Origin of the sequence: Marilutibacter maris, from assembly GCF_006546735.2 — a bacterium.
GTDB lineage: Bacteria > Pseudomonadota > Gammaproteobacteria > Xanthomonadales > Xanthomonadaceae > Marilutibacter > Marilutibacter maris.
The window spans coordinates 1-4,267 of the sequence record NZ_VICD02000267.1 but is presented as its reverse complement, the minus strand read 5'-3'; the positions used below and the strand labels follow the sequence as shown (position 1 = coordinate 4,267).

2 protein-coding genes are annotated in these 4,267 nt (G+C 61.7%); both read left to right on the top strand.

Going from position 1 to position 4,267, the window contains the following annotated elements; genetic code table 11:
* On the top strand, positions 1-2,010 hold a 2,010-nt coding region (locus FKV24_RS15425), incomplete at its 5' end, for a non-ribosomal peptide synthetase (RefSeq protein WP_141483022.1).
* A gap of 568 nt (positions 2,011-2,578) precedes the next feature.
* Positions 2,579-4,267 (top strand): condensation domain-containing protein (locus FKV24_RS15420; protein ID WP_249041050.1); only part of this gene is annotated, 1,689 nt, incomplete at its 3' end.

Here is a 4,267-nt window from a genome sequence, read left to right as displayed (position 1 = left end):
GGACAGTACGAGGAGGCGACGATCGCGTCGCTGTCGGGGTACTTCGTGAGGGCGTGCGAGCGGCTGCTGTCGGACGTGGACGCGTCGCACGGGTACAGCCTGCTGTCGGCGGCCGAACGCGAGCGGCTCCAGGCATTCAACGCCACCATGCGGGACTTTCCCCGGAACGTCCGGATTCATGAACTGTTCGAGGCGCAGGCACGCAAGAACCCCGAGGCAATCGCACTCGTTTTCGAAGATCGCAGCCTGAGCTATCGAGAACTGGACATCCAGGCGAACCGGCTGGCGCACTATCTCCGTGACGAACGCGGCGTAAGCCATGGCGACCTGGTGGGCATATGCATGGAACGCTCGCTGGATATGGTCGTCGGGATACTGGGCGCCCTGAAAGCGGGGGCCGCCTATGTGCCGCTGGATCCGGGATATCCGAAGCAGCGCTTGGAGCACATGCTCAGCGACTCGGGGATGACCAGCGTGCTGGTGCAACGGCACCTGCAAGAGACGGTTCTGGTGGGGAATGGGCAAGCCGTTCCATTGGATTCGCCGGCGACAAGGCAGGCGCTCGAACGCCACCGGTCCGACGCGCCGAGCATCGTCGACGCCGGCGCGGACGACCTGGCCTACGTGATATACACGTCGGGATCGACAGGGTTGCCGAAGGGGGTTCTGGTCGAGCACCGGGCACTGGTGAACCGGATCGACTGGATGCACCGGGAATACGGCGCGGATTCCGGTGATGTCTTCCTCCAGAAGACCCCCTTCGGATTCGACGTGTCGGTGTGGGAGTTCATGTGGCCGCTGGTTGCGGGCTCCAGACTGGTCATGGCGCGCCCTGACGGGCACAAGGATCCGAGCTACCTGGCCGAGGTCATCGCCGCGGAGCGGGTGACCAAGCTGCACTTCGTACCCTCGATGCTGAGTGTGATGCTGGAGAGCGGCCTGCTTGGCGGGTGTGGGACGCTGGCCCAGGTATTCTGCAGCGGCGAGGCGCTGGCACCACACCATGTAAGGAGCTTTTTCGATCAGTGTCCGTGGTCGCAGCTGCACAACCTGTACGGCCCGACCGAGGCCGCAATCGATGTCAGCCACTGGAACTGCGCCGACACCGAGGTCGGGACGGCCAATGTGCCCATCGGGCGACCGATCCAGAATATCCAGCTGCATGTGCTGGGCGAGAATGGCGATTGCATTCCGTGTGGCGCCGTTGGCGAGCTCTGCATCGCAGGCGTTGGACTTGCGCGCGGATACCTCAATCGTCCCGATCTGACTCGGGAGAAGTTCGTCGTCAATCCGTTCTACGACGACACGGAGTCCTCCAGCAGTCGGCGGATGTATCGAACTGGGGATCTGGCGCGATGGCGACAGGACGGAACGCTGGAATTCCTTGGTCGCATCGATCACCAAGTCAAGATCCGTGGCTTCCGCGTCGAGCTGGGTGAGATCGAGGCGGTCCTGGCGACCTGTACGGGTGTTGTCGAGGTCACGGTTGTGGTGCGGGAGGTCGTTGGAGATCAGCGACTGGTCGCGTACTTCACCGGAACCGCAGATGGGGCCTCTCTGAGGGCCTTGCTGGGCGATCGCCTGCCCGAGTACATGATTCCCTCCGCGTTCGTCCACATGGAGGTCATGCCGCTAAGCCCCAATGGGAAGGTCGATCGCCGGGCCCTGCCGGATCCGGTGGTTGCGGCATTGAAGGGCGAACGTGTGCCTCCGCAGACGCCGCGCGAGGCCGAGGTGCTCGGCATCTTCGCGGAACTTCTGAAACTTGACCCCGATAGCATCAGCATCGATTCCGGTTTCTTCGACCTGGGCGGACATTCGCTGCTGCTGATGCGTCTGCAGGCGCGGATGTCGGAGGCCTTTGGTGTCGATGTCGATATCAGGCGGCTGTATGAGAAGCAGAGTGTCCAGGCGATCGCCTTGGCGGTGGATGCCGATATCAAGGGCAGGTCATTGGCCCATGAACTGGCTTCGCTCCGGGAGGAGGACGTGGAGGAGGCGGAGTTTTGAACAGGCGCTTCTGCGAAGGGCTTCCAGACACGGGGGCCAGATGGTGTGGATACCGATCGCGACGGATGCCTGCAGCGGCGATGCGGGCAGTGCCGGTCGACGCGTACATCGGGAGGGTCGGGTTTGCCCAGCCAGCGACGGGACCGGGGACCCGAAGTCGAGGCGCCTGCAGGCGCAGGTCAGTTCCGACGCCGACCGCCCGCCCGATGGTGTGTCCGACGGCGGGATGGCCCCAGAGGTATGGCGCTGTCGAAGTTCGTGGGTGTGGACAAGAATGAGCTTCCAACGCACGATCAGCGGGTTGGGGAGGACAGTCGGACCGGCGTCGAAGCGGGGGCTTGAAGACGCTGGTCGATCTCGAAGCGTGTACGGGCAGCGACCGCCGCCGAAGGCGGGCGTGCGGCGAGCGTTTTCATTGGCGGCCTCTGTCGGGTTTGTTTTCTGCCCACTGTTGGACACCGGTGCGCGCGTGCGGTGGGCGCTGTGGCCCGGCTGAGGTCGGTCGGATAAGAACGCTGTAAACAAAACACTTGTTGTAGACGAACGAGTAAGAGAGATGGAGCTCGGAATGGAATCGATCGATTGCGTCGTGTCTCGGTTGCTGGATCACGGCATTCATATCGCGCTGGATGGGGACAAGCTGAAGGTCCGTGCCGCAAGAGGTGCGCTGAGTGAGGATATTTCCTCCCTCATCCGCTCCCGGCGCGATGAAATCGTCGATTATCTGACGCGTCATCGGTCGATCCGATCGCTGGATGTTCCAGCGATATCCCATGTGGCGGATGCCGGGCAGAAAGTTCCTGTTTCATTTTCTCAACAGCGGCTTTGGTTCATCGATCGTATCGATGAGGGAAGTCGCCAGTATCACCTGCCGGTCATCCTGAGGCTGAGCGGGAACCTGGACACCGCGGCAATGCAGCGAGCGATCGATGAGATCGTGCGGCGTCACGAAGTTCTCAGGACCCGATTCGTCGAAGTGGATGGGGTGCCGAAGCAGATTGTCGTCGAGGCAGAGCGGGTACCGATCTCCACGATCAGCCTCAGGCAGTATGGGGGCGAACAGCAGGAACTGGCGTTGCAGCGGGCGATCGAGCAGGTCTGTGACCTGCCGTTCGATCTCGAGCAAGGACGGTTGCTGCGTGTGGCGTTGATCGCTCTGTCAGATGTCGAGCATCTCGCGGTCCTGGTTCAACACCACATCGTTTCCGATGGTTGGTCGAGCGGTGTTTTCGTAAGAGAGTTTTCCGCCCTGTACGACGCATTTGTCGGTGGGAGCGAGTCCCCCTTGCCGGCCCCGGATCTTCAGTACGCGGATTTTGCCCTGTGGCAGAGGGACTGGCTTGTCGGAGACAGACTGCAAGGGTTGTATCAATACTGGGAGGAGCAGCTTCGGGACATTCCGCTTGTTCATGGGTTGCCTCTGGATCGGCCGAGACCGAAGCACCAGGATCATCGCGGTGCCGTTCATCTGCAGCGCATCGAACCCGCACTTTCAGATTCGATACGGGAAATGGCGCGTCAAGAGAATGTGACGCTGTTCATGCTGCTGCAGACAGCGTTTTCCCTGCTGGTTTCGAGGCTGTCCCTGGAGCAGGATGTCGTCATAGGAACGCCCGTGGCGGGCCGGGCCCGCACGGAGCTTGAGCCCCTGCTCGGATTCTTCGTCAACAATCTTGCGCTGAGGAGCCGGTTTGACGCATCGATGTCGTTTCGTGATGCGTTGTCGACTCAGAAGAAAGTTGTCCTGGATGCATACGCCTATCAGCATCTTCCCTTCGAGATGCTGGTCGATAGGATCAATCCCAACCGCTCGACCGCCTACGATCCGGTTTTCCAGATCGTGTTCGCGATCAACAACAACGAGATCGGTGGGCTGGAGCTTTCCGGACTTGGCGTAACGCCATTGATTCCGCGGACGCGACACGCCAAGACCGACCTGGAGTTGTTGGTGGAGGAACGGGAGGGCGGCTTCCAGATTGGTTGGACTTATCGAACCGGTCTGTTCGATGAGTGCACCATTGCATCGTTTTCCGAGGCCTATGCCCGATTGCTGCAGGGGATCGTGTCCGATGCGTCGGTTGGCGTGTTCGACTATGACCTCGTTGGCGAAGGTGCGTCGCAACAGTTGTTGGCGGCTCGGGGCGCTTCGATGGATTACCCGACCCGCCCGGTGCAGCAACAGATCGCGGAGCAGGCGCAGCGCACGCCGGCATCGCCGGCGGTGGTCTGCGGCGATGTCACGCTCAGCTACGCCGAG